19 protein-coding genes are annotated in these 22,396 nt (G+C 64.7%); 4 read left to right on the top strand and 15 right to left on the bottom strand.

Annotated elements, in window-relative coordinates; all coding sequences use genetic code 11:
* Positions 1 to 121: 121 nt before the first annotated feature.
* Genes FCN22_RS13430 through FCN22_RS13420 form a run of 3 tightly spaced genes read right to left on the bottom strand, consistent with a single transcriptional unit; the run spans position 122 to position 3,869 of the window.
* Positions 122 to 1,267: a M20 metallopeptidase family protein gene (locus FCN22_RS13430; RefSeq protein WP_137122072.1), complete on the bottom strand. Its 1,146-nt coding sequence runs from the start codon at positions 1,265 to 1,267 to the stop codon at positions 122 to 124.
* A complete protein-coding gene (locus FCN22_RS13425; protein ID WP_137122071.1) occupies positions 1,260 to 2,408 on the bottom strand; it encodes an amidohydrolase family protein in 1,149 nt (382 codons plus the stop codon). Before FCN22_RS13425 ends, FCN22_RS13430 begins: the two co-directional genes overlap by 8 nt.
* On the bottom strand, positions 2,409 to 3,869 hold the full coding sequence (locus FCN22_RS13420) for an APC family permease (RefSeq protein ID WP_137122070.1): 1,461 nt from the start codon (positions 3,867 to 3,869) through the stop codon (positions 2,409 to 2,411).
* A gap of 148 nt (positions 3,870 to 4,017) precedes the next feature.
* Here FCN22_RS13420 and FCN22_RS13415 point away from each other — a divergent pair, with 148 nt between their 5' ends.
* Positions 4,018 to 5,394, top strand: coding sequence for a glutamine synthetase family protein (locus FCN22_RS13415; protein ID WP_202911569.1), 1,377 nt, complete (start codon positions 4,018 to 4,020; stop codon positions 5,392 to 5,394).
* 36 nt (positions 5,395 to 5,430) lie between these two features.
* Here the strand turns inward: FCN22_RS13415 and FCN22_RS13410 are convergent, their stop codons facing one another.
* Complete coding sequence (locus FCN22_RS13410) at positions 5,431 to 7,377, bottom strand: lytic transglycosylase domain-containing protein (RefSeq protein WP_137122069.1); 1,947 nt, start codon at positions 7,375 to 7,377, stop codon at positions 5,431 to 5,433.
* 112 nt (positions 7,378 to 7,489) lie between these two features.
* Here FCN22_RS13410 and FCN22_RS13405 point away from each other — a divergent pair, with 112 nt between their 5' ends.
* Together FCN22_RS13405 and trxA are read left to right on the top strand one after the other, a co-directional pair.
* On the top strand, positions 7,490 to 7,801 hold the full coding sequence (locus FCN22_RS13405; protein ID WP_137122068.1) for a hypothetical protein: 312 nt from the start codon (positions 7,490 to 7,492) through the stop codon (positions 7,799 to 7,801).
* Positions 7,802 to 7,933: 132 nt separating this feature from the next.
* Positions 7,934 to 8,311, top strand: coding sequence for a thioredoxin (trxA, locus tag FCN22_RS13400; protein WP_137122067.1), 378 nt, complete (start codon positions 7,934 to 7,936; stop codon positions 8,309 to 8,311).
* 17 nt (positions 8,312 to 8,328) lie between these two features.
* Here the strand turns inward: trxA and FCN22_RS13395 are convergent, their stop codons facing one another.
* The 3 genes from FCN22_RS13395 to FCN22_RS13385 form a co-directional block, all read right to left on the bottom strand.
* Positions 8,329 to 8,523, bottom strand: a complete 195-nt coding sequence (locus FCN22_RS13395) for a hypothetical protein (RefSeq protein ID WP_137122066.1) — start codon at positions 8,521 to 8,523, stop codon at positions 8,329 to 8,331.
* Positions 8,524 to 9,156: 633 nt separating this feature from the next.
* Complete coding sequence (locus FCN22_RS13390) at positions 9,157 to 9,357, bottom strand: hypothetical protein (protein ID WP_137122065.1); 201 nt, start codon at positions 9,355 to 9,357, stop codon at positions 9,157 to 9,159.
* Between the two features lie 49 nt (positions 9,358 to 9,406).
* Complete coding sequence (locus FCN22_RS13385; protein WP_162308204.1) at positions 9,407 to 10,051, bottom strand: maleylpyruvate isomerase N-terminal domain-containing protein; 645 nt, start codon at positions 10,049 to 10,051, stop codon at positions 9,407 to 9,409.
* A 167-nt stretch (positions 10,052 to 10,218) separates the two neighbouring features.
* Here FCN22_RS13385 and FCN22_RS13380 point away from each other — a divergent pair, with 167 nt between their 5' ends.
* Positions 10,219 to 11,043, top strand: a complete 825-nt coding sequence (locus FCN22_RS13380) for a class I SAM-dependent methyltransferase (protein WP_137122063.1) — start codon at positions 10,219 to 10,221, stop codon at positions 11,041 to 11,043.
* Positions 11,044 to 11,173: 130 nt separating this feature from the next.
* Here the strand turns inward: FCN22_RS13380 and FCN22_RS13375 are convergent, their stop codons facing one another.
* From FCN22_RS13375 to FCN22_RS13340, 8 genes are all read right to left on the bottom strand, one after another.
* The gene (locus FCN22_RS13375) at positions 11,174 to 12,178 is read right to left on the bottom strand and encodes a transposase (RefSeq protein ID WP_137122062.1); all 1,005 of its coding nucleotides are present in this window, start codon (positions 12,176 to 12,178) and stop codon (positions 11,174 to 11,176) included.
* A 189-nt stretch (positions 12,179 to 12,367) separates the two neighbouring features.
* Positions 12,368 to 13,687 (bottom strand): MFS transporter, encoded by a 1,320-nt coding sequence (locus tag FCN22_RS13370; RefSeq protein ID WP_137122061.1) that lies wholly within the window; start codon positions 13,685 to 13,687, stop codon positions 12,368 to 12,370.
* A 265-nt stretch (positions 13,688 to 13,952) separates the two neighbouring features.
* Positions 13,953 to 16,760: an aconitate hydratase AcnA gene (acnA, locus tag FCN22_RS13365; protein ID WP_137122060.1), complete on the bottom strand. Its 2,808-nt coding sequence runs from the start codon at positions 16,758 to 16,760 to the stop codon at positions 13,953 to 13,955.
* A gap of 196 nt (positions 16,761 to 16,956) precedes the next feature.
* Positions 16,957 to 17,544, bottom strand: coding sequence for an ABC transporter permease (locus FCN22_RS13360; protein ID WP_162308203.1), 588 nt, complete (start codon positions 17,542 to 17,544; stop codon positions 16,957 to 16,959).
* Between the two features lie 271 nt (positions 17,545 to 17,815).
* Positions 17,816 to 18,661 carry an ABC transporter ATP-binding protein gene (locus FCN22_RS13355; protein WP_137122058.1) on the bottom strand — a complete coding sequence of 282 codons (846 nt, stop codon included), beginning with the start codon at positions 18,659 to 18,661 and terminating at the stop codon, positions 17,816 to 17,818.
* A complete protein-coding gene (locus FCN22_RS13350; RefSeq protein ID WP_162308202.1) occupies positions 18,661 to 19,701 on the bottom strand; it encodes an ABC transporter substrate-binding protein in 1,041 nt (346 codons plus the stop codon). Before FCN22_RS13350 ends, FCN22_RS13355 begins: the two co-directional genes overlap by 1 nt.
* A gap of 16 nt (positions 19,702 to 19,717) precedes the next feature.
* Positions 19,718 to 20,977, bottom strand: coding sequence for a M24 family metallopeptidase (locus FCN22_RS13345; RefSeq protein ID WP_137122056.1), 1,260 nt, complete (start codon positions 20,975 to 20,977; stop codon positions 19,718 to 19,720).
* 6 nt (positions 20,978 to 20,983) lie between these two features.
* The gene (locus FCN22_RS13340; protein ID WP_137122055.1) at positions 20,984 to 22,381 is read right to left on the bottom strand and encodes an MmgE/PrpD family protein; all 1,398 of its coding nucleotides are present in this window, start codon (positions 22,379 to 22,381) and stop codon (positions 20,984 to 20,986) included.
* Positions 22,382 to 22,396: the final 15 nt, after the last annotated feature.

Raw genomic sequence — 22,396 nt, 5'->3', positions numbered from 1 at the left:
AGCTCCCAGTGGGGTCGATGCCGATGTCCAGGTCGAGCGTAGCCCCTGGCCCGGGCCCGGGAGGACGCCAGCCGTGGCCGAAGCCTGCGCCCGACTCCCGGTCCCACCAGCGCGTATGCCGTCAGGTCACCGCGGCCGCGTAGCCCGCCACCAGCGCGTCGGCCACCACGGAGACGTAGCGGTCGTCGGGAAGGTAGGTCGGGGCGTGCAACCCGCCGGTGCCGGTCCCGGTGCCGACGAACATCATCAGGCTGCGGGCGTGCTGGACGTAGTAGGAGAAGTCGTCGGAGCCGAACGAGCGGAAGTCGGTCGACACCGGGTGCCCCATCTGGGCCAGCCGCTCAGCCGCTCCCGCGGCCAGCACGGCGTCGTTGACCAGGGCAGGTTCACCGGACGCAAAGCGGATCTCACCCACGCAACCGTGCCCCGAGGCCACTCCTTCGACGATCGACCTCATCGCTGCCCGTGCCAGGTCGAGGTCCGAGGCGCGCATCGTGCGCAGAGAGCCCCTGGCCACCGCCCGGCCGGGCACGACGTTGTAGGTGGTGCCGGCGTCGAGCTGGTTGACCATGCAGGCCACCCCCACCGTGGGATCGATCCGCCGGGCTCCGACCTGCTGCAGCGCCACGACGACGGCCGAGAGCGCGAGGACCGAGTCGTCCACGGTGTGCGGATAGCCGGAGTGGCCGCTGCGGCCGCGGACCTCGACCTCGAAGGCGCAGCTGCCGGCGTTGACCGGCCCTGCCACCGCGGAGATGGTGCCGGCCGGCAGCTGCGGCTGGCAGTGGGCGGCGACGACCGCCTCGACCCCCGCCATCCCGCCCTCTTCGACCACGTCCCAGGCGCCGGACTGCGGGCCCTCCTCGCGAGGCTGCAGCAGCGCCACCAGCGGCACCGGAAGCTCGATCCGCGTGGCCGCGCGCGCCACGACCGCCAGCGCAGCCATGTGCACGTCGTGCCCGCAGGCGTGCATCGCCGGGCCCCGGGCCCGCCAGGCCACGTCGGTATCCTCCTGGACCGGGAGGGCATCCAGCTCGGTCCGCAGCGCGATGGCCGGTCGTGACCCGTCGCCGGTCATCGGCACGAGCCGACCGGTGCCCGCGACGGTCTTGCCCGGGCCGACGCCGAGCGCGCGCACGATCCGCTCAGCGGTGGGGCCCTCCTCACCGCTGACACGGGGGTTGGCATGCAGCTCGTGCCGCAGCTCGACGGCTGCCGGCAGCTCCTCCGCGATCGCGGCCCGCCAGTGCTCGATGAGGTCAGCCATGTTCGAGACCATAGACGCGTGAGGCGTTCTCGCGGCAGACCAGCGATGCCACACGCTCAGCATCTCGCTCGGCCATCTCGCCGGCCTCCACGAGACCCGACAGCACCTCGGAGAGCCCGCGCCGGAAGAACAGGGCTCCCAGGGCATACAGCTCGGCCAGGCCGAAGGCGTCCGAGGAGTAGAGCAGCTTCCCGAACGGCACCAGCTCCAGTGATTCACGGATGACGGTGGTCGACAACGCTCCCGTGTTGTGGGTGGCGAGGCCCACGTCCATGAAGACGTGGTCGAAGACCTGGGCCAGATAGGCCGCGTGCCGGTGGAACGGGTAGTTGTGCAACAGCAGCACCGGCACGCCTCGCTCCTGGGTGGCGCGCAGGAAAGCGGTCATCCGCAGCGGGTCGCAGTCCAGCAGGTTGAGGTCGGGGTCCCCGTAGCCGACGTGGACCTGGAGCGGTAGCCCGGCCTCGATGGCGGACCAGGCCAGCCAACCGTTGACCACACGGTCGGCGATCCGCCACCCGCCGTCCGGGAGCTCGCGGCCGGCGAGCGCCGCAGCCACGTCCGCGGACGACGGAGGGCTGGCCGGCAGATCGAGACCGACCCGGTAGGCCGCCACGCTCTTGGCCCCCACCACGCCCGGCGTCCTCGCTCGGGCACGCAGGAGGTCGGTGAAGCGTTCGGGGAACTCGGCGGGCGAAACACCCTCGTCCAGAAGCCCTTCCGCGAGCACCTCCAGGCGGACGACCTCCGAGGCTCTCGCCTCGGCCAGTCCGGCCAGTTCCTCGATACCGCAGATGGTTCCAGGTTCGAATCCGGTGTCCACGACATACCTCTGCGTCCCGGCGGCCGCCAGCATCGTCCGAGCCACCTCGACCGCCCCCAGCTCACGTCGGCGGCTCAGGTAGTGGTCGGCATCCACCAACGGCGGCAAACCGAGCAACGGCGCGCACCAGCGGCGGACCGCCAGGCCGAGCATGGACTCGAAGATCGTCGTGCCCAGCGGGGACGGCCCCGGTGCCTCGTTGAGCAGCTCTTCGAACTGCTGACGGTCGAGGTCGCGGAGCACGAGACCGTGGCAGTGATGGTCGACCAACGGCCCTGTCAGGAAAGGGAACCGGGTCGGGCTCGCCGGACCAGCCATTCAGTGGCTCTCCTCGAGGGCAGGCTCCTGGTCGATCCTCGTCATCCCCAAGGAGAGCCGCCGGGCGAGGCCGGGCACGGCGAACATGACGATCGTCACGAGCAGCAGCCAGCCGAAGGCCACGACGGGGAAGAACCGCGCCGGACCGGAGTCGGGATAGGGGAAGACGTTGCGCCAGATGGTGTAGCCGAGCATCAGCAGCGCTGCGATCGGCACGACGACCTGCCAGGTGGGGACGGGCAGCTTCTTGTCGATGAAGACCAGCTTGATGCAGCCGATGGTGGCCAGCACGTAGGCGACCAGCAGGATGAGCGTGCCGATCGTGCCGCTCCACAAGAAGGTGTCGAATGGTGTGGCGCCGCAGAAGACCGCGCAGATGATCGCGATCACCAGGACCAGCGTGGTCACCACCCCGGCAGCTGCCGCCGGTGTGCCGTAGGAGTTCGTCCGTCCCAGCGGGTGGCCCGGACCCAGGTCGCGGCTGATCGCGAAGAGCAGCCTGGACGCGCCCACCACACAGGCCAGGCAGCAGGCGAAGGCGCTGACGCAGGCCCCCAGCGTGATCACCTCCCCCACCCACAAGGCGATGTAGGTCGTGCCGAGGTCACCCATCAGAGCCGGCGAGGCGATGAACTTCTTCACGCCCTCCGCGTCGGCACCGAACGCCATCATCTCGATGGCCGTCATCACGGTGAAGTAGACGCCCCCGAAGATGGCCGTGCCGAGGATCGCTCTCGGGATGTCCTTGCGTGGGTGGTGGGCCTCCTCCCCCAACGTCGCGGCCGCCTCGAAGCCCGCGAAGGACAACAGCCCGAAGATGATGCCCAGGAACACGTTCGACGTGCTCGTGCCCTGCGGGACAGTGAACACGTCGAGGGTGAAGTGTGCGTCTCCCGGCGCGTTGCCGGCCAGCATCCGGATCAACACGATCGCGCCGATGACGACGATGAGCAGCACGGTGAGCCCCTCGATGGTCAGCAACGTCGTCGTGGCGTTCTTGGTGGGCAGGACGGTGAAGACCAGCGCCAGGGCGAGGGCGATCCCACCCACGACGAAGCCCGCCCACCAGGGTTGGTGGTTCCAGACCCCGATGTCGTCGAGGAAGGCCGCCCCGAAGATGCCCGCAGCCGACGACGTCACGAGCGCGTAGAAGACATAGGTCCCCATGAGGCCCAACCCCGCGATGGCCCCAGCACGGGGACCGAGGGTCGCACCGGCGAACACGTAGACCGAGCCGGCGTGCCGGTAGTACTGGCACAGCCGCACGAAGACGTAGGCGATGAGCAGCACCGCGATCGCGGCGAGGAAGAACGCCAGCGGCGTGGCCCGTCCGATCAGTCCCGCCGTGCCCTGGGGGTTGATGTTGATCGCCATGCTCGGAGCCATGAGGGCCACCGAGATGCCGACCGCCTGCCACACGGACAGACCTCGTCGGAGGCCGCCCTCCTCGAGCTCTGCCATACGACGCCTCTCTTCTGTCCGTGGCCCGATCTGGCCCGATCAGTCCGCTACGCCCCTGCCACAGTGTGCTGTCCATCACATAACCTGTCCAGCGGCGTCGTCATTCGTGCGCGCGCCGTGCCCGTCGCTCCCAACGAGAGGACCTGCCGTGGACCTGGCCGACCGTGAGCAACGCCGCAGCAGAGCCGAGGGGATGCTGGAAGGTCTGGCCGCACGCGGTGTCGAGGTCGTGGCGACGACGTTCGTCGACAACTCCGGCATCGCGCGGGTCAAGTCCGTGCCGCTGCGACGGCTTCCCCAGCTGGCGAGCTGGGGCGCGGGCTTCTCCACGAGCTTCGACCGCTTCCGGTTCGACGACTGGATCGCCGGATCAGGCCAGGGCACCGAGCCGGTCGGCGACCTGCGCATCGTGCCGGACCTCGACCGGGTCGTCCCCCTGGCTGCACAGCCCGGATGGGCCTGGGCCCCGGGAGAGCGATACCTGCAGTCGGGCGAGCCGCATCCCCAGTGCAGCCGGTTGCTCCTGGCGAGGCTCACCGAGGCCCTCGCAGCGCAGGCCATCACGGCCCGCTGCGCGGTCGAGATCGAGTGGGTCGTGTCCGACGGTGCCGGCGAGGAGTTCCGCCCGGGCTTCGTGGGCTCCGGCTATGGGATGTCACGACTCATCGCCGGCAGCGACTACTGCCGGGACGTGGTCACCTCGCTGGAACACGAAGGCATCGAGGTCGAGCAGTTCCACCCCGAGTACGCCCCCGGGCAGCTGGAGGTGGCCGTCTCCTCCGAGTCGCCCGTCGCGGCGGCTGACACGTCGGTGCTCGTGCGGTCGACGATCCGGGCGGTCGGGGCGCGCCACGGACTGCGAACCTCCTTCTCTCCCAAGGTCGACGTGTCCGGAGTCGGCAACGGCGGCCACGCGCACCTGAGCCTGTGGCGCGACGGGCTCAACCTGATGTCCGGCGGTGACCGCCGCTGCGGTCTCACCGCTGAGGGTGAGAGCTTCGCCGCCGGTGTGCTGCAACGCCTCCCGGCGTTGCTCGCGGTCGGCTGCCCGAGTCCCGCCAGCTACCTGCGCCTGGTGCCGTCGCACTGGGCCGGTGACTACGCCTGCTGGGGCCTGGAGAACAGGGAGGCGGCGTTGCGGATGGTGACCGGGTCAGAGGGGTCGGCGCCCTGGGCAGCCAACCTCGAGGTCAAGTGCGTGGACCTGCTCGCCAACCCCTACCTGCTGTTCGCGGGCCTGATGGCCGCCGGGCTGGCCGGTTTGGAGGACCACTCCGAGCTCCCCGACCCCGTCGACGTCGATCCTGCGGCACTCGGCGAGGAGACCCTGGCCGAGCGTGGCATCGAGCGGCTGCCGACCGACCTCGGCACTGCCCTCGAGGCGTTTCGCGCCGACGAGGTACTCACTCGGGCGTTCGGACCTGATCTGGTGGCGTCCATCGTGGCGGTCCGCGCGAGCGAGATCGAGCTGTTCGCCGAGTCGAGCGACGAGGAGATCGCGGACGCGCTCCGCTGGGTGCACTGAGCCCTGCCCGCGGCTCGGGCTCGACGGGTCAGGCCATCAGCCGATGCCGAGGGTGAAGTCGAGCCCGGTCTCGAAGGTCGCCACCGGCGCTTCGCTCACCGTGGAGCCGTCCTCGACCACGGAGACCTGCGGTGCGATGCGGACCTGGGCCGTGGTCGTGCCCGCGGGCACCCGGAAGACGAGGGCACCGCTCCCGGCTCCGAGCGGTCCGTCCTGTCCGGCGGGGACCTGCGCGACACAGGCTGTCCCGTTCACCGTTGCGATCACGCCACCCGGAGCCCAGCGGGACTGCGCGTAGCCGTCCGGCCCGAGGGTGGCCGAGTCCAGCGTGTAGGGGACGACCAGCCACTGCGTGCCGTCCTCGGCCGTGCCGTAGCCGGGTTCCCAGGACGCCCGGTGCGCCTGGCCGAGAAGCAGGCCATGCAGCTCGGCGGTGTAGCCGTCCTTCATCGCACTGGCCGCGGTGACCACCTGGGCGTCGGCCGGCGCGTCGCCGGTGTGCGCCCAGGTGGTGGCTGTCCCGCCGGTGCCGGCATCGATACTCCAGCTGCCGTCGTCGGATGTCACGGTCAGGACGACCAATGCCCTGGACACCTCGACGCCGGCGGGCACCGTCACCGCCAGGTACTGCGTGCCGGTCGCCGGCACCGAGACCGGCTCACCGTCTCCGACGCGGATCGAGGTGTGCGCCTCGGGTGCCGCGTCGCCGCTGAACTGCACGGAGACGATCCACAGGCGGGCGCCGTCGGCAGGGGTGGCCGGTTCCCCGCCGCGTTCCACGGTGGCCCCCGCCTCCAGTGCTTGGTGGGTCACGGTGACCGTGCCGGCCGGAGTCGCCAGCTCACCCGACGATGTGGGCTGGTATGTCGTCGGAGCGTCGATCGACCAGGCTTGCCCCGGCTGCACCGGCGTCGGGTCCTGCGTCGTCGGGGGGTCGGTCGGGGTGCCCGACGGCGGGTCGGTCGGCGTGCTGGTCGTGGGCGGAGGCGTGGTCGGGCTGTCCGTGCTGGGGGAAGGCGTCGTGGTGTCGGTGCTCGGCGGCTTCGTGGTGCCGGTCGGGTCACCGCCCGGGTCACCGCTCGGCTTGTCACCGCCGGCCGGCTCATCACTCCCGGTCTTCGTGCTGCCCTGCTTCGAGGGGGCCTTCGTGGGGGCGACCGTCGAGGACGGCGTCGGCGTCGGTTCCGACGAGGCGGGCGGCGCCGGCGGCTGGTCGGAGTCGGCCTGCCGTCGGGGCCCGTCCGCGAGCACCGGAGGCGAGTCCTGCTTCGGAGCTGGCGACGTGCTCGGCGCCGGACGGGACTTCCGCCCGGTGCGTTGAGGGTTCTGCGGCGGCTCGTCCGGCACCTGGCGCGGGTTCACGGCTGCCGGGACACGACCGGGCGCCGCGCCGACCGGCGCGACGTCACCGTCGCGGTAGGCCTGGCCCCAGCCGAGCACGGACCGCACGTAGTCCATTGAGTGGTTGTAGCGCAGCACCGCCGACGCCAGCCCTGACGGAGTGCGCAGGTCCGCCCCACCCGAGCAGAGGTAGCGCGCGGCCCCGAGCGTGGCGTCATACACGTTGTTGGGGTCGGCGATGCCGTCACCGTTGCCGTCGGCCCGGACGCCGGCCCAGGTACCGGGCAGGAACTGCATCGGGCCGACTGCGCGGTCGTAGTGCGGATCGCCGTCGAAGGCACCCCCGTCGCTGTCGTGGATCACCGCGTTGCCCGCCATCGAACCGTCCAGCCGGGGCCCGAGAATGCGACCGAGCGTGTTGCCGTGGCTGTCGACCCGCCCGCCCGATGCGTGCCCCGACTCGATCCGGCCGATGCCGGCCAGCAGCCACCACGGGACCCCACACGTCGGGTCCGTGCGAGCCGTCTCGTCGGCCGCCTGGTGGTAGGCCGCGAGCACGGTGCCCGGGATACCGAGGGCCGAGGACGGGATGTCGGTCGGCGCGGTTCCCTCGAGCACCGTGGTGCTCAACTGGCGGACCACTCGTGCACCACCACGGGCTGCCCGTTGTCCCGCGTCCACCCAGCTCGGCGCCACATCGACGGAACGAGCTGCTTGCTCGGCGAGCTCGGAAAGCAGAGCTCGCCTCGACGAAGTGACGGGTGCCGGGCTCGCGAATGCCGCCGGGACGGCACGGCCGGTGCTGGTCTGCGCCACCCGAGCCGCCCGAGCTGACGGAGCCCCCGGAGCATCCGCGGCCCTGGCCTCGAGGGGGATGCTGCTCACAGCGGACGCGGCGACACAGGCCACCGCTGCGGCGGAGGCCAAGGTGGTGCGCAGGCGGCTCCCGGAACGGCGTGCCGGCTCCCGGCGAGCTCCCGACCCTGATCCCATCGACCCCTCCGCGCTGCGTGACGTCCTGAGCCACGAGCCTACGTTCGACCCCGGCTCGCCGGCAGGGGAATGACGGGACGCGCACGGACTCTTGACCCGGCGTTGGCCTCCCGAGCCTCTCCAGCCACATGGGTCACGGGGGGAATGACCGGCCGGCGCAGGTCCTTGTACTGGTCGATACCCCTTCCCGTCCGAAAGGCAGACCATGTCCACCACCGCCCTCACCGAGGCGACCTTCGAGAAGACCATCACCGACCAGGACATCGTGCTGGTGGACTTCTGGGCCTCGTGGTGTGGCCCGTGTCGGCAGTTCGCCCCCGTCTACGAGCAGGCGGCGACCAAGCACGACGACATCACCTTCGGCAAGGTCGACACCGAGGCCGAGCAGGGCCTGGCCGCGGCCGCCAACATCACCTCGATTCCGACGTTGATGGCCTTCCGCGAGGGCATCCTGGTGTTCGCCCAGCCCGGGGCGCTGCCGCCGGCGGCGCTCGAGCAGGTCATCGAAGGCGTGCGCGGTCTCGACATGGATGACGTGCGGGCCCAGGTCGCCGAGGAAGAGGCCAAGCGCTCGAACGCCTGAGCCTCTGCTTTCCTCCGTCACCCGGCTGAGCCGCAGCCGTCTTGACCGAAGGCGGTGTCGCGCACCCCGCGTGCGCGCCACACCGGATTGAGGCCCAGCGGCAGCGCCGGTGCCTGCCACCCGGCACCGGCCGCCCTGGCGACCGGCCACCACCACGGCACCGATCGCTCGACCGTGTGCCCGGCGAGGAACGCGGCGACCTGCCGCTGCACGCGCGGCCGGGACTTTGCATGAGCACACGCACACGGACACGGCATACGGACACGACGAAGGGCCCGACCTGCTGGCGGGCCCTTCGTCGACTGCGTGCGTGACGTGGTGCAGGGGTGGTGGAGGTGGCGGGAACCTCCCCCGTAGGGACCTGACCTGCAGTGATTCACTGGTATTCAGCGGGTGTGCCAGCCTGGTGACACTTCAACGAGTGGGCCGACGGATCGATGTGCCTCGTCCGGGCCGTGGAGACCTCTCTGCGCTTGGGATGAAGAGGCCGCAGGTTCAAATCCTGTCACCCCGACTCGTAGCACGTAGGGCTCTACTGGCGCAGCTCGCTCGGCGACTCCCTGGCCGACACCACCGGAAGATGAGCTTCTCAAAGGTCGGACATCAAGCACCGCTTCACCCAGCATGAGGCATGCGCGCGGCACCAACTACAGCCACATGACCCCCCATCTATGACACCCAACGGGCATCGCCGGTTGAGGAACCAGGCCAGCATGTTGGCCGTTGGCCGGCCCCGCAGCACCAACCGCATACGAAGCTTGCTCGCCTCACCCGTGGGGGTCGCCGGATCCGTCCGCCCGATAGCACGATCGGCTTGTGACACACGTAAGGGCTGCGCGGATGGGCTACTCTTCTTCGCTCCAGCGGACCCCTGGCGGCCCGTAGGAGTCGAGGAGCATGCCGATTGCGGCAGCAAGGTTGGTCGGTACGTAGGGGCGTTCGGGCCCCTCAAGGCGGCCGATGGCCTCCGCCAACTCCTGTCGGAGTGCCACCAGGTCCCAGCGCTCCGCGAGTGCAACGAACCGCTCGAAGATGTCGTCAGTCATGAGGCCGATGATCTCGTGCGTGGCAACACCGATCGCCGGAAGCCGATCGTCATCCGAACAGTGGCAGGCGCTCGGCGTCGGCCCCTAGCGCGCCGGCCTCCTCCTCTGTGGGCGATGCGCGACCCGTCCCGATCAAGGCGTAGCGGACCGAGTCCTTGATGGGCGCGGGTCGTCCCAGAAGCCCATCGAGACTGCGGCGTGTCTCCGCAATGCCCTCCTCGGAGGGCTCCCCGAGCCGTAGGTCCAGGTGATGAACCGTGGCCTCGACGGCGAGCGTGCGGAACAGCGCGTCCACGGTGAGCACGTGGCCCTGGGTTCCGACGAGGTCACTACCGGCGCGGCCCCGGCCGGCGACCAGCACAGCCCTCGCCGTCTCGGCGTACAAGGCAGCGATCGGCTCGACGCTCGACCACGCACTGGCCATGATCCGCGTCCCGCGGCGTCCCGCTTCGGCGCCCGGCGTGCCCGGTTGCCATGGTCGCCAGTAGGACACCGAGTCGACGTCAGCTGGACCCTCCGCCGGTGTGTGCAATGCAACGAGCGCGCGCTGAACGTCGCTCCACATGTGGTGGACGAGATCACGCACCGTCCAGCCCGCGCAGCGGGTGTTGCGCCACCCAGTGCGGTCATCCAGACCGTCGATCACGCCGAGCACCGCCCGGTAGCTCGAGTTGAGCACCTGGTAGCCGTCCACTCCGACGATGCTGCCACACGCTCTCCTCGACCCATATGATCCGCATCGTCCACTTCCACGTCCGGGAACCGATCCGCATGCGGGCTAAGTCGCGGTCGGGGTGTGCATCGACGGTGTGGTGCCGCAAGGAGGCGATGATGTTCGCGAGCCAGTGTGAGACTTGACCGGTGGACTACGACCCTGCTCAGTACCTTGGAAGCGCGCCGCATTACCTTCCTGGGCGTCCGCCGTATTCGGCCGAGCTCGGTGCGGTGCTCGCCCGGGAGCTGGGGTGGGACGGCTCCGGCGGCCTTCTCGATGTGGGATGCGGACCCGGCGTCCTTGCGGTCGAGCTGGCACCCTGGTTCCGGCGGGCGGCCGCGATCGACCCCGACCCCAACATGATCAAGGAGGCTCGCCGACACGCCGCGGCCCACGCGGTGACGCTCGACCTGCGGCAGGCCAGAGCCGAGGACGTCGCCCGACTCGACCTTCCGCCGATGCGGGCGGTCACCTTCGGCCAGTCCTTCCACCGCGTCACCCGCACACCGGTCGCCGAGATGGTCTACGACCTGCTCGAGCCCGGCGGCGCCATCGTTCTCATCGCCCATGACCGCGATGTCCAACCGGCACCGGCGGGCCCCGGTGATCCCCCACTACCCGATCGGGCAGTGCAGGATCTGATCGCCCGGTATCTCGGGCCCGAACGCCGGTCGGGCAGCCACCCCGCCAGCAGCTACTCGTCGGAGCGCTGGGCGGTGTCGCTGGCCAAGACGCGATTTGGCGAGCCGATAACGGTCCACGCACCGGGCCGTACCGATGTCACTCGGGACGTCGACGGCGTCACCTCCGGCTATCTGTCGATGTCCTACGCCGCACCGCACCTGTTCGGAGACCGGCTCGACCAGTTCGTTGACGAGCTGCACGGCCTGCTGGCAGCCCGCACCTCGACGGGACGCTTCTGGGACTGGCCCGGGGACACCGAGGCGGTCATCGCCTGCAAGCCCAAGTAGCCACGAGGACCCGGCCACCAGTGACCCTACGTTCCGGTGGACGAATCGGCGTGCGGGACGCTGGCAGCCTTCTTCTCGGCTGATGAGTAGCAGACCAGGAGCGTGGCGCCTGGCAGCTGTCGGCAGCGGGCTACAGAATGAACTCGTGACTCAAGAGTCGGAGCCTAGCTACGTGCTGGCGCTGGAGGAGGCCCGTCGAGGATTCGACCAGCTCGGGCCCGTGGTGGCTGGCCCAGCCCCCGCGAGACTCGAGCTTCGGGTGCACTCGTGGAATCGCCTGCGCCCGGGCGTGCCCGTACCGGCCAGTGCCGTTGCTGGTGGTCACGGCCGGCTCGGGGTACGTCGCCGCCCGGCGCAGCACCATCTTGGCCCCGTGCCGCGGTGGGCGGCCCTTGGTCGGTCCGCGGCGCTTCCCGGCGGGCCCGTAGAACACCCGGTCCGAGCGGACCCGCCCGATCAGGGTCACCGGCAGGTCGGACAGCAGCCAGGACAGGCGGACCACGTCGTAGCCGGCGTCCATCACGACCAGGACATCGGGATCGCCCTGCTTCCAGTGGCCGGCACAGGTCAGCTCGCCGATCACCGAGCGCAGTTGGTTCGCGGTGACCACCGTCGCATCATCACCTGGCCGGATCCGCACCACATCCAACGGGGAAGTCCACGACGACGCCCCGGATTCCAGCGCGACGATGAAGGAATACGGCCAGCCCGGGATCATCTGTGCCTGCCCACGGCCCCTGGCATAGGTGTGGCAGAACGACCGGTCCGGGCTGGTGGCTGCGTCCGGACGCAACCAGTTCGACACATCCACCGCCAGCACGATCCGCGCCCTCCCGTCCGGCCCGGTGATCGTGGGCAGCGGGCCCGAGACGATCAGTCGCCGTAATCGTCCCGCGTCGAGGCGTCCGGAGTTGACCCCGTCGTACAAGCCACCATGGCCGCGCCGGTGGCATGCGTCCAAGGACAGGTGCGCCAAGTCGGTGACCCGACCAACACCGCAGGCGATGGCCTCGGCCAATTCGAACAGCGCGTCGCCACGACGCGTCAGGCACGCATACGCGCCAGCACGGAACCGGTCCAGATGCGCCGACCCGCCACGGGGTAGCGCCGAGGTGGTCGCATCATTGATAATCACTACGCGGCCGCTGTCTCTTCGAGTTTCTCTGTGTCACAACAAGAAGCATCGAAGACAGCGGCCGTACCAAGCCTGAAGACACGCCGGAAGTTAAACAACAAGCTAAGATTGACCGAAGTCAGGGCGGAGGCTAAGCGCCACTGCACTCAAACAGAGATCCATGACAAGTGTTCGACTCCGCTTTCGACATCACCAAGTTCCTCGATGTTCAGGAACGAAGAAAATCAATGGCAATATCAAAAGTAGGAATATGCCAGATACAGCGAAGACATGCGCTTGAGCGAGGGCCGGGTCGTGGCTGCGAGCGAGAATCGTCGTGGTAATGGAGATAGCGGTAATGGCGCCAGTTTGGCGAAACGTGCCACGAAGTCCGGCGATCGCGCCGGCCTGGTGAGGGTCGAGTTGCAGAGAGGCGTTGTGCGCGGCTGGATTGGACAGACCCATGCCTATGCCAGTAATGCCTGCCGCAACACTTAGCCAAGCGTAGGGAGCCAAGGCCTGCGGTGCGGCACTCATAGCGAGGAGCCCTACGGCAGTTACGATGAAACCGATCAACATAGGGATCCGATAGCCGGTACGGCGCAGGGCGATCGCCGCCGCCGCAGCCACTGTAATCATGCCGATTGCACGGGCGCTCAAGAGCGTGCCGGAGTCTAGGCTGGAGATTTGATATCTAGATGTCGCGTAGAATGGAATCAAGGCACCGAGGCCGACAGCCGTAGCACCAAAGAAGAAGTTTATTAGATTCATCACGCCGAAGCCACGACCTCTGAGCAACTGGACCGGGATAAATGGCGTCGGGGTAGAACGAGAGTGGAGCAGAAACCAGAGGAGGGCAATGATAGAAATAGTCCCGGTACCGAGGAACGTGATGCTGGCGAGACCTGCGCCAGCATCACCCAATGAAGTAATGGTGACCATCCCAGCCGACAGGGCAAGCGCGAGCAGCAGCATCCCACCCACGTCCAATCGTGTCCGGACGCTAGGACGTGGAGGGTCAATGGGGAGGCATGCGCGTGCGGCAATGAGTAGCCCGGCCCCGATTGGAACATTGACCAAGAAGATTCCGCGCCACGACCAGTATTCCACGAATACACCCCCGAGGACGGGCCCGAGGACGGCACCGACCGGGATGATGCTGGTGAATAAACCGACCGCCCGATCTCTGGTGTCGCCGAAATGATCAACCACAATCCCCGTCGCCGAAGGCATGAATGCCGCGCCGCCGATTGCTTGAATCGCGCGCAGGCCGATCAGCCAATAGATATCTTGCGCTAACCCGCAACTCAAGGAAGCGATAGTGAATAGACTGATCGAGGCGAGAAATACAGTGCGGCGCCCGTAATGATCACTGAGCTTACCTGCTAATGGCAAGATCATGACGCGACCAAGACTGTAAATCGTGATTGTCCAACCAACCCAGTTGATCTTGGCGTGCAGAGACAACTGAATGTCCGGCAAAGCAGTGGCTACTATAGTCTGGTCAATTGAACTCATGAGCAACGCCACGGAGACCACCGCAAAGATCACCCGTGGCCGCGCGGCTACGTCGTGACTCGTCGCACGCTGAACGTGAGTGGACCTGCTGCCCCGGTCGTCACCTTTGCTTGACCGGTCACTACAGCGCAAGCGTCAGCTCTACCAAGATCCGCGCGGAATAACATTCGCTTGGGAGCAAGCAATAATCATGTCACAGCCTCATTTTCATCCGCGGGGTGCCGGGGCGAACTGCCCCGGCAGACTTACACCTGAGTTTCGGTCAGTTCGGTTGAGATCAATGGCGAGACGAGTTTGGGCTGGCGTCAAACAGTTGCCGCAGGACGTAGTGCAGGATCCCGCCGTTGCGGTAGTACTCGAATTCTCTTGGTGTGTCGATCCGCACGACCGCATCGAACTGCACGTCTCCAGCTCGTACGTTGACCCTCTCGGGGGTTGCGCCCTGCAGGGCCGTTACGCCGGTGATGTCGACGACCTCCTGGCCGTTCAGGCCCAGCGACGCAGCGTTTTCTCCCACCGGGAACTCTAGTGGCAGCACGCCCATGCCGATCAGGTTCGACCGGTGGATCCGCTCGTATGACTCCGCTATCACCGCACGGACACCCAAAAGACTCGGGCCTTTGGCTCCCCAGTCTCGCGAGGACCCCGCGCCGTAATCCTTACCGGCCAGCACCACCAGCGGCGTCCCGGCGGCCAGATAGTGCTCGGATGCCTCGAAGATGGTGGTCACGCTCAACTCGCCTCCGGTGGCCCCATCGGAGAAGTCACGAGTGAAACCGCCCTCGGTGCCGGGCGCCAGCTGGTTGCGTAGGTGGACGTTAGCGAACGTGCCACGGATCATCACTTCGTGGTTGCCCCGCCGCGAGCCGTACGAACTGAGATCCTGCGCCTGCACGCCACGATGCGTTAGGTACGCCCCGGCAGGGCTGTCCCTTTTGATCGCGCCAGCAGGCGAGATGTGGTCGGTGGTCACCGAGTCTCCGAGGAGCGCGAGCACACGTGCACCGGTGATGTCGACGAGCGGTTCGGGTTCGATGCTCATGCTGTCGAAGTACGGCGGCCTGCGCACGTACGTCGATGCGTCGTCCCAGTCAAAAGACTCGCCCTCGGGGACGTCCATCCCCTGCCACCGCTCGTCGCCAACGAAGACGTCGGCGTACCCCTTGGTGTACATGTCCGCCTGCAGGCACGTGTCCATTACCTCGGCAATCTCCTTCGTGGAGGGCCAAATGTCGCGCAGATACACTGGCCGCCCGTCGCTGCCAGTACCAAGTGGGTCGTTGAGCAGGTTGACGTGCATTGTCCCGACCAACGAGTAGGCAACCACCAGCGGCGGCGAGGCAAGGAAGTTCATCTTGGTCTCAGAATGGATCCGGCCCTCGAAATTCCGGTTGCCCGAGAGAACCGAGCAGACGGTCAGGTCATGGTCGGTCACCGCCTTGCTGACTTCGGGAATCAACGGACCCGAGTTGCCGATACAGGTCGTGCAGCCGTACCCGACCAGGTTAAATCCCAGCTTGTCGAGGTACGGCGTCAGACCCGCCCGCTCGTAGTAGTCGGTCACCACCCGCGAGCCCGGAGCCAGTGTGGTTTTCACCCACGGCTTGCGCGAAAGGCCCCGCTCTACTGCCTTCTTCGCCAGCAGCCCGGCCCCGATCATCACCGATGGGTTGGACGTGTTTGTGCACGAGGTGATCGCCGCGATCACCACGTCACCATTATCGATCGTGACCTCGGTGTCATGGAGGGTGGTCGGCACCGGATTGCGGGGCCAGTCATGCTCGCCGTGGCATGTACATGGTCGGTGAGGTTGGTCGGTGGGAGAGTCGCGCTCAATCGCGACCGCGTCGCTGGCCGGGAACGACTCACCTGAGGCTTCATCAAGGTCGGCGGCGACCGCCTCAGCCTGGCTCCTACCTGAGAGCAGCGCCGCGACGGCGTGCGGTGCGATCCGCAGCGGGATCCGATCGTGCGGCCGCTTCGGGCCGGCGACAGAGGGCTCGACCGTGCTCAGGTCCAGTTCGATTGTCTGAGAATAGGTTGGTTCGTGGGACGGGTCGTGCCAAAGCCCTTGCTCCCTAGCATAGGCCTCGACCAGCTCAATCTGCTGCTCCGAACGTCCAGTGAGCCGCAGATAGTCGAGGGTCACCTGGTCGATCGGAAAGATCGTGCAAGTGGCGCCATACTCCGGTGTCATGTTGCCAATCGTTGCGCGGTTGGCTAGTGGAACATTGGCCACACCAGGGCCGTAGAACTCCACGAACTTGCCGACCACGCCGGTGTGCCGCAGCAGTTCAGCGACCGTCAGCACCAAATCGGTCGCCGTGCTGCCGGCAGGGAGCTCGCCGGTCAGCTTCAGCCCGAGCACCGGTGGCACCAAAATTCCCATCGGCTGGCCAAGCATCGCAGCCTCCGCCTCGATACCACCCACCCCCCAGCCCAAAATACCGAGGCTATTTACCATCGGCGTGTGTGAGTCTGCGCCGAGTACGGTGTCGGGGTAGGCGACGCCGTCACGGACCATCACGACACTGGCGAGATACTCGAGGTTCACTTGGTGGCAGATCCCCGTGTCGGGTGGGACCACGCTGAAGTCCGTGAAGGCCTGCTGGGCCCAGCGCAGCAGCTGGTACCGCTCGCCATTTCGCCTGAATTCCCGTTCGGCGTTAATCTTGAAGGAGTCCCGCTGTGCGAACACGTCAGCGATCACCGAGTGGTCGATGACCAGGTCCGTGGGCACCAACGGATTCACCCGCAGCGGGTCACCGCCCAGCTGGGCCATAGCATCGCGCATGGCCACCAAGTCAACTACACATGGGATGCCGGTATAGTCCTGCATCAACACCCGGGCAGGGGTGAAAACCACCTCGGAGCCATGCGCTACCGTCGGGTCCCAATTGGCCACCGCGTCTATCTGCTCAGCCGTCACCACCCGGCCGTCCTCGTTGCGCAGTAGGTTCTCCAGCAGCACCTTCAGGCTGTATGGAAGATTTGCACTTCCGTGCACACGGTCTAACCGGTGAATGACGTACGTTGAATCACCGACCGTCAGTTCACCTCGAGCGTCGAAACTGTTAGATATCATATCCGCTCCAAACTCAGTAGTTTCGCGAAATCAATCGCAGCGGCCTCTCACGGCCGTACCTATCTCAATAACGGTCGTCGGCGCAGATTGCCGGTGACGAACCACCGCCTCAACGGCGGCCGCGCAGGTATCCATTTAGGGGCAATACCCTTTGGCGCATCCGCGATCATGGGCTCTCTGCCGGCAACAGCCCTACCTACCGTGTCACTCCCCATCGAACCGTGGTTCGCCGTTCCACTACCCCCAAGATACCCCGCTCAACCGCGACGCCAATGATCACGATCGCCATCAATCCCGCGAACACATCCGCTGTATCTAGATTGTATCTACTCACGTAGATAAAATAACCCAAGCCACCCTGGCTCCCGGACACGCCAAACACCATCTCAGCGGCAATCGCAGTACGCCACGCGAACGCCCATGCAATCCGAAACGCCGCAAGAATGCTCGGCAGCGCCGCTGGCAGGTAAATATGAGTGAATTGTCTAAATCCCGAAAATCCAAAGTTCTGTCCCACTCTCCTCAAACTCAAGGAGACAGAACTGAAGCCCGTGTGCAGGCTGATCGCTGCAGGCCACGCTACAGACATAATGATAACGAAGATCAAGGGCTTGGTCCCTAACCCAAACCACAGCATCGCAAGGGGCAGCAAGGCGATAGCTGGCAACGGATTGAAAACCGTCACCAGAGCATCCATGAGCGCGCGACCCAGCTCCGACGTGGCAGCCAAGCCCGCCAAAACCACAGCAATGCAGAGGCCAATCACGAGCCCCTGGGCGATCATGCGCAAAGTGAATTCGACCGAGTGCACAATGTCCCCAGACGCCACTCCTGAAACCAACGCCTTTGCGCTAGCGAGTGGGGTCGGAACCGATAATGGATCGACCTTCAACAACATAACGCCAAACTGCCAGATTAAGAGGAGCGCTATAATCATCCAGAAGTTTCGTCCCGAATGAACGACCCTCCTCATGGATCCCGTGGCGGTTCGTCCTGCCTTTGCAATTTCTGTTTGACCATTACGAATGGTAGTAACCATAATCACGCCTCAACTATCATTCCGGTTCCCGCGACACATTCCACGCGCCTGCCGGAGGGCTGCTACTGGCATAAGCGGGCGGTGTAGCTTCGGAAAAGCACGAATCGAGCGCCGCCCGCAAGTGAACCTGTACTTCGGCCCGGGCAGCAATGTCTCGGGCCTGGTCGCCGGTGGGGACAGCTGAGTTGATGAAATCCTCCATAACGCGCCCATTTCGCCCCATCACCAGAATCCTACTTCCAAGGATAGCTGCCTCGTCAATGCTGTGGGTGATAAAGATAATTGTCTTTCCAGCACGCCGCCAGATGGAAAGCAGCTCGAGTTGCAGTTGTTCTCGAGTCTGCGCATCCAACGCCGAAAACGGCTCATCCATCAGCAATACGTCAGGATCTGCGGCGAGAGCACGCGCAATCGCTACACGTTGCCGCATTCCGCCCGACAGATGCACTGGGTAGCGCCCAGAAACCTGCGAAAGGCCAACCATACTCAAAAGTTCCCGTACATCCTTCTGACGTCCAACGCCAGATGCCTTGCCACTAGATGCCCAACCGTGCTTAGCGCCAAACTCAACGTTCTTTTGAACGGTCTTCCACGGAAGCAGTTGATCGAGATCTTGGAAGACCATCGCTCGATCCGGGCCAGGAACAGTAGCCCTTCGTCCGTCGACGGTGATGCTTCCCCCGCTGATTGGTAATAAGCCTGCCAGCGCTAGAAGCAACGTGGTCTTACCGCAACCAGATGGCCCGAGAACCGTAACCAACTCCCCCGGGACAACATCCAGTGAAAGCCCCTGTATGACAGCCGCGCCATCATAAGCGACCGAAACATCGTAGAAGCCAACGCGTCCCCGAGTGTCATTCATTAGTTGGCACCTGTGTCTTGAAGATTCGGAAACAGGATATCGCTCAAGTTTGGAACCTTAGAAATGATTCCTTGAGACTCCATAAAATTCGCGACCTCCATGAGTCCGCCGGGGACATCACTGAAATGTGTATCAGGATCCTGCAAGTCACTAGTGGTCTGCTCCAGTTCCAACTTGGGATTGTCCTTCACAAGAAGGGTCGCAACTCGCTTGGGGTCGGACGCCATAATGGACAGCGCCTTCCTTAGCGCGGTTACGAGCGCGGCATACTCTTTCGGCTGTTTGGAATAGAACTCATTCCGTGCGACGAGCATCTGGAACGGATACTTCTTGCCATACGCCTGCGATGCAGATGCAATCACGTGCATCCCCTGTGTCTTTAGCGCTCTTGACGTGTACGGCGGAGCGCCACAAAAAACACCGATACTAGGGCTCTTGCCCGTGATGTCCCCAAACGCCACGTCCTGTGGCATCGCGACCTCCTGCTTCTTGATCTGGTCGAGGTCCGCACCGGTGTCCTTGGACACCTTCTGCAGCGTCAGGTCCTGAAACGATCCAGGCGCAGGTACAGCAATCTTGGCATCTCTGGGGATATCGGCCGGTGACTTCACTTTCGGATCCCGCGATAAGCACAGAATTGGCACTACACCAGCGTCGGACGCAACTCGCACGGGAACATTCTTGTTGAACGCAATCAAAAACGGAGGTCCAGCCATAAAGCCCGCGTCCAAGTTTCCACTCACGAGGGCTGAGTTGAGGGCGGGGCCGGACGTAGTCTGGACCCACTTGACGTTTACGTCACGGCCGTCGATCTTCACGAGGTTGTCGTGATCGGCTAGAACTCTGAATGCTTGCGAGATAATATTGATTTGTAATCCCACCGTTATTGTCTGCTCTTGTGAATCTCCGGCCTGATTTTCGGAAGCCGCCGCCCCGCTCTGCGAACTTCCAGACGACGTATCAGATGAACCGCATCCCGCAGCGACCAGACACAGTGACAGACTAAGCATCATCGGCAATTTTAACACACGTAGTGCCATTGCGTACTCCATTTTTCTATTTCGCCCCGGGCGCCGGGGAACTTGGTTCAACAAGGTCAGAATCATACGGTGCAGAACTCAAGCACACCGCTCCGTCTTGGGTGATCAAGTACGTATTCTCGAGACGCACGCCTCCCACCCCTGGTATCCAAACGGCTGGTTCCAAGTTGATCAACATTCCGGCTTGCAATGATGTCCGGTACACCTCGAAACGGCTCGTGATATAGGGCGGCTCAGCACCTATCCCAATACCGTGCCCTGTATAGGGATATCCTCCGTAGAAGTCGCTCAGGCCGGCTTTTCCGACCACCTCAAGACACGTCATCTCTATCTCGGCCGTGTCGGCGCCAGGCCGAAGTTCCCGTTCGCCGGCTTCGAGCGCCTCATACACTGCAAGGTAAGCGTTTCGCTGCTCGGTGCTTAGCACACCACCAGTCCATACCGTCCGAGCGAATTCAGACCGGAAGCCGTTGTAGATGCCTCCCCCGTCGATTACGACGAACTCGCCGCGGCGAAGATACCTGTTAGACGGAAACCTACGAACAGGAGCTGCACGTGGACCAGATGTGCACCAGATGTCAGCTTGCGTACAACCCTTCAACATCAATGCATAGTTTGCCGCAGAGGCGATCTCTAACTCCGTACGCCGGAAGGCTCCGCCTTTTACCAGTCGAATGGCTTTGTTTATGCCTACCTCAACGACTGCTAACGTTTCCTTATAAGCGTCCACTTCGGGCTGAGACTTTAGTGCTCGGGCCTCAGCCAGGAGCGAGTCAACCCCAGCGACCTTCCAATCGGGATGCGCATTCGACATCGGGTCAGCCAAGATCTGGTACGCAGCGCGGTCCATTCCGACCGCCAACGTTGCTGTATCCGGTAGGATATGCGAATCCACAATGGCCTCGTACCATGCCCCGTTCCAAGGCGGAAGCACGAAAATCTCATGGAAGGCGGCGTCTTCACGCACCATGAGCTCGTCGCCCTCGGAGGCAAAGATGGCGAGGCGGCGGTTGCGGACGTCCAAGACTGCGAGGTAGGCGCCTTCGTGAGCGCTCGGCCGATACCGGGGCCAGGTAGTGGAGAAGATGACGTTGCCGGGATTGGCGAGAATGAGAATATCCAGCTGTTGGGTGGCAGCACCGTCTTGAAGGCGTTCCAAACGACGCGAAAGAACCCCTCCCCAATCGATCCCTCGCGTCTCCACTGGTGCACGCCCTTGCGGCGAGTCAGTCCAGCCATATTCCAGTGCGAGCGCCTGTTGGCCCAATCGCTCCATCGTCGCTCACACTCCGTTCGTTGCACTTGGCGAGATGCTTCTGATCAAATCGGAGACGTCGTGCGCGTCAGGCAATGCCCTCACCTTCTCGACTATGTCGGCAAGTCGGTTCGGGTCAGCAATCAATTGTCCGGCAGCCCTATCGAACTTGTCCACGATTTGCGCCTCCGTGGGAAAGTTTTCAGGTTCGCCGGTACAGTAATCGACTCTCTCGGAGAATGTGCCTCCACCATCTAGAGTGATTTCGACGATAGCCGTCTTGGTTTTGGGGTACAGTTCTGTCGCCAAGCGGTCCTCTACCACCGCTATCCGACTTGCCATTTCGTTGACGACGGGTGAGCCAAGAAGCGATGCGCGGAACTGCTCCCCCGAGCAGCCCTTCTCAAGCAGAGTGACCGCCAAGCAGTACCTGAGACTGTGTTGGGCACTCCAGATATCCTCAGGCGGGTACTCCCCCAGTGCAGGGTTGTCCACGATGGAGCGTGCAGTGGCGACTTGGACGGTCCTGATATCCCGGGGGTCAATCTGATGTTTTGAATAGATCTGTAGAATTGCGTCAATGGACGAATGTAGTGCTCCCTTAGTGGGATACCACTCCAATCCCACCTCGGCCGTCTTCCAGTGCTGTCCAAGACGATCGGTCAGCAAAGCGGTGTCAGTAATCCCGCTCAAGACGTTTCCGAAACTACCCCAGCCCGGACTGAGCACCTCCGGGCCAGCGGTAATCCCGGCTCTGGCCATGTCTACGGCCGCCACTCCGTTCGCTGCGGCACGCCCAATCATCACTCTCTTTGCTGGGGTCAACCCACTCGCCCAGATGCCCGTCGGCATATTGGCACCTAGCGCAAGAGCGTGAGCCGTCTCCATCGGCGAGAGATGCAGCAGATTTGCGAGGGAAGCCGCAGTCGCCAGCGGGCCGAGAGCGCCGGTCCCCAGCCAACCGCGTTTATAAGCGTCACTTGCTGAATGGATACTCTCGCCAACTCGAATCCCTACCTCGGTTCCAGCAACGATTGCAGTGAGCACCTCGGCTCCGGAGGAGCCTGCAACGTCAGCCACCGTGAGAACCGCCGGCACCAGAATGGTATTCGGCTTGAACTTTGTTCGATGATGGGCGTCCTCAAGTTCATTGATATTCGCAAAGGATGCATTCGCAGCGCTTGCGATTTCCACTGAGGTGCGCAAGCTTGTGCCCCACACGCGCGCATCAGGAACTGCCCGTGAGTTCGCCGCAATGCAGCGTACTTTCTCCCCAAATTCAGTGGATACTCCATATAGAGCATTACCGATACCGTCTAGCAAATGCAATATCTGCTTAGTGATTACCGCTTCGGGAATATCATCAAAGGTCAACTGGCAAGCGTATTCCGCAAGTTGCATGGTCGGTTTCGTAGAGGCGTTCACGCTCCAACCTCCGGG

This window comes from Segeticoccus rhizosphaerae (assembly GCF_005222685.1).
GTDB lineage: Bacteria > Actinomycetota > Actinomycetes > Actinomycetales > Dermatophilaceae > Segeticoccus > Segeticoccus rhizosphaerae.
The sequence above is the reverse complement of the archived record's forward strand: the minus strand, read 5'-3'. Positions and strand labels throughout refer to the sequence as shown.